Annotated in this window: 1 tRNA gene and 2 rRNA genes; all 3 read left to right on the forward strand. The window is 54.8% G+C overall.

The window, feature by feature from the left end:
• Positions 1–96: 96 nt before the first annotated feature.
• The 3 genes from ABD719_RS18530 to ABD719_RS18540 all read left to right on the forward strand — a co-directional run bounded on the left by ABD719_RS18530 (position 97) and on the right by ABD719_RS18540 (position 3,340).
• Positions 97–2,918: ribosomal RNA gene (locus ABD719_RS18530) — 23S ribosomal RNA — on the forward strand.
• Positions 2,919–3,042: 124 nt separating this feature from the next.
• Positions 3,043–3,157: ribosomal RNA gene (gene rrf, locus ABD719_RS18535) — 5S ribosomal RNA — on the forward strand.
• 106 nt (positions 3,158–3,263) lie between these two features.
• A tRNA-Met gene (locus ABD719_RS18540) sits at positions 3,264–3,340 on the forward strand.

The raw sequence follows: 3,340 nt of genomic DNA on the forward strand, positions 1-3,340 counted from the left end.
CGAGTTTCGTGTCACCTGCTCCCATAGGTCCCATCAAAGTATCACTTTGATGGGCGGGAAAGGTGATCCAGTGTTGTTGTTGGTGGTGTGGACTCTCAAGCGTGAGGTAAGGGCAATTCGTGGATGCCTTGGCATGTACAGGCGAAGAAGGACGTGGCACGCTGCGATAAGCGTCGGTGAGGTGTGAGCAACCTTTGACCCGACGATTTCCGAATGGGGAAACCCACCTATCCGATTAATCAGCTGAGCCGCTTGGCGGCACGCTTCACGCGTGTCGCCTGGAGGCGCAGGTGGTTAATTGGTTCAGGTATCTTGAGACTGAATACATAGGTTTCGAGAAGCGAACCCGGTGAACTGAAACATCTCAGTAGCCGGAGGAAAAGACATCAACCGAGATTCCGTTAGTAGTGGCGAGCGAACGCGGACCAGGCCAGTGCCTGAATTTCAACTAGCAGAACGATCTGGAAAGTTCGGCCATAGCGGGTGACAGCCCCGTATGCGAAAGTGAGAATTCAGGACTCGAGTAGGGCGGAACACGTGTAATTCTGTCTGAACATGGGGGGACCACCCTCCAAGCCTAAATACTCGTACATGACCGATAGCGAACTAGTACCGTGAGGGAAAGGTGAAAAGCACCCCGATGAGGGGAGTGAAACAGTACCTGAAACGGATTGCCTACAAGCAGTTGGAGGGTCCTTGAGGCCTGACAGCGTACCTCTTGCATAATGGGTCTGTGACTTAATGTTTCAAGCAAGCTTAAGCCGTTAGGTGTAGGCGCAGCGAAAGCGAGTCTGAATAGGGCGACAGAGTTTGAAGTATTAGACCCGAAACCCGGCGATCTAGGCATGACCAGGATGAAGGTGCAGTAACATGCACTGGAGGTCCGAACCGATTAACGTTGAAAAGTTACCGGATGAGTTGTGTTTAGGGGTGAAAGGCCAATCAAGCCGGGAAATAGCTGGTTCTCCGCGAAAACTATTGAGGTAGTGCCTCGGATGGACACCTCAGGGGGTAGAGCACTGGATGGTTGCGGGGGTCGCGAGATCTACCAACACTAACCAAACTCCGAATACCTGAGAGTGATATCCGGGAGACAGACGGCGGGTGCTAAGGTCCGTCGTCAAAAGGGAAACAGCCCTGACCTACAGCTAAGGTCCCCAAGTCACGTCTAAGTGGGAAAGCATGTGGAAATCCCAAAACAACCAGGAGGTTGGCTTAGAAGCAGCCATCCTTTAAAGAAAGCGTAACAGCTCACTGGTCTAAACAAGGGTTTCTGCGGCGAAGATGTAACGGGGCTCAAGACGTGCACCGAAGCTTAGGGTGTGCCGCTGATGCGGTACGCGGTAGCGGAGCGTTCCGTAAGCCTGTGAAGCGATCTGGTAATGGGTCGTGGAGGTATCGGAAGTGCGAATGCAGACATGAGTAGCGATAAAGAGGGTGAGATGCCCTCTCGCCGAAAGACCAAGGGTTCCTGCGCAAGGCTAATCCGCGCAGGGTGAGCCGGCCCCTAAGACGAGCCCGAAGGGGGTAGTCGATGGGAACCACGTTAATATTCGTGGGCCTGGTGGTGTGTGACGGATGGTGTGTGTTGTACGTCCTTATCGGATTGGACGTGCTTCGAAACTGTTCCAGGAAATAGCCCCACCGTATAGACCGTACCCGAAACCGACACAGGTGGTCAGGTAGAGTATACCAAGGCGCTTGAGAGAAGTGTCCTGAAGGAACTCGGCAAATTGCCTCCGTACCTTCGGAAGAAGGAGGCCCTCACAGCGCGCAAGCGTTATGAGGGGGCACAGGCCAGGGGGTAGCGACTGTTTAGCAAAAACACAGGGCTCTGCTAAGTCGGCTTCAAGACGACGTATAGGGCCTGACGCCTGCCCGGTGCCTGAAGGTTAAGTGGAGGGGTGCAAGCTCTGAAATGAAGCCCAGGTAAACGGCGGCCGTAACTATAACGGTCCTAAGGTAGCGAAATTCCTTGTCGGGTAAGTTCCGACCTGCACGAATGGCGTAACGACTTCCCCACTGTCTCCAGGACATGCTCAGCGAAATTGAATTCTCCGTGAAGATGCGGAGTACCCGCGGTTAGACGGAAAGACCCCGTGCACCTTTACTGCAGCTTCAGAGTGGCATTAGGAAGGAACTGTGTAGCATAGGTGGGAGGCTACGAAGCATCGGCGCCAGCTGATGTGGAGCCATAGGTGAAATACCACCCTGTTGTTTTCTGATGTCTAACTTCGATCCATGAAACTGGATCAAGGACCCTCTGTGGCGGGTAGTTTGACTGGGGCGGTCGCCTCCTAAAGAGTAACGGAGGCGCGCAATGGTGGGCTCAGGCCGGTCGGAAACCGGCTGTTCAGAGTGCAATGGCATAAGCCCGCCTGACTGCGAGACTGACAAGTCGAGCAGAGACGAAAGTCGGTCATAGTGATCCGGTGGTCCCTCGTGGAAGGGCCATCGCTCAACGGATAAAAGGTACGCCGGGGATAACAGGCTGATAACCCCCAAGAGCTCATATCGACGGGGTTGTTTGGCACCTCGATGTCGGCTCATCACATCCTGGGGCTGGAGCAGGTCCCAAGGGTTTGGCTGTTCGCCAATTAAAGTGGTACGTGAGCTGGGTTCAGAACGTCGCGAGACAGTTTGGTCCCTATCTGCCGTGGGCGTCGAAATTTGAGAGGAGTTGACCCTAGTACGAGAGGACCGGGTTGAACGTACCTCTGGTGTACCTGTCGTCGTGCCAACGGCGCAGCAGGGTAGCTATGTACGGACGGGATAACCGCTGAAAGCATCTAAGCGGGAAGCCTCCCTCGAGATAAGATTTCTCAGAGCGGTCGAAGACCACGACCTTGATAGATCGGATGTGGAAGCGCGGTAACGCGTGAAGCTAACCGATACTAATCGCTCTATTCGCGCTTGAGAGTTACACACCATCAACAACAGCACTGGCACACAGCCAGAACGCGGTTGACGATGCGGATGATACTCCCAGCCAGGTGCATCGATTTTAGAACCGCACAACCCCCATCACCACAGGCTCCATTGCCTGGTGACCATAGCGTTTGTGTCCCACCCGATCCCATCCCGAACTCGGCCGTGAAACCAGACCGCGCCAATGGTACTATCGCTCAAGCGATGGAAGAGTAGGTCGTCGCCAGGCATTGAAGCCCGTGGCGATGGGACATGTGCACCAGAACCCATTCACAAAATCTCCTCCCCCGCATCCCAACGGGGAAGGTACACGCCGGCACCAACAAGCCGGCCACCGCGGGGTGGAGCAGCCCGGTAGCTCGTCAGGCTCATAACCTGAAGGTCACAGGTTCAAATCCTGTCCCCGCAACCA

Source organism: Sphingomonas cynarae (assembly GCF_039537815.1).
GTDB classification, from domain to species: Bacteria; Pseudomonadota; Alphaproteobacteria; order Sphingomonadales; family Sphingomonadaceae; genus Sphingomonas; species Sphingomonas cynarae.